Below are 494 nucleotides of genomic sequence, written 5' to 3' on the forward strand. Positions count from 1 at the left end.
ACGCTTGGGAACAGCGGAAGGCGCAAAAAATATTTGTAACAGTTTCAGATAAAGGCTATGATAACCTTCCTGTGTTATCTGCTTCTCAAGAATTAGGAATGATTAAACGTAATGACATAGGAATAGATATTAAGTATGATAAAACCAAAACAGTTGGCTATAAGCGTGTGAAGCCTGGACAATTTGTTATACATTTACGTTCTTTCCAAGGAGGTTTTGCTTGGTCAGACATTGAAGGAATTACATCGCCAGCATATACAGTTATTGATTTTAAGGGTTCTGAGAGCCCATTGTTTTGGAAATACATTTTAACAAGTCGAGACTTTATTAAAAAACTAGAAACAGTAACTTATGGTATCCGAGATGGTCGTAGTATCAGTTTTTCAGACTTCTCTACACTAAAATTCAGTTCACCTAAATTAGACGAACAACAAAAAATTGGCGCTTTCTTCCAATCCCTAGATAACCTCATCACTCTTCATCAGCGTAAGTTT

1 protein-coding gene is annotated in these 494 nt (G+C 35.8%); it reads left to right on the plus strand.

The genetic code is table 11. From position 1 onward, the window contains the following. A partial coding sequence (locus ACHUFA_RS11035; protein ID WP_394406114.1) for a restriction endonuclease subunit S occupies window positions 1-494 on the plus strand: 494 nt, incomplete at both ends.

It is taken from the genome of Streptococcus hepaticus (assembly GCF_043656315.1).
Lineage (GTDB): Bacteria > Bacillota > Bacilli > Lactobacillales > Streptococcaceae > Streptococcus > Streptococcus hepaticus.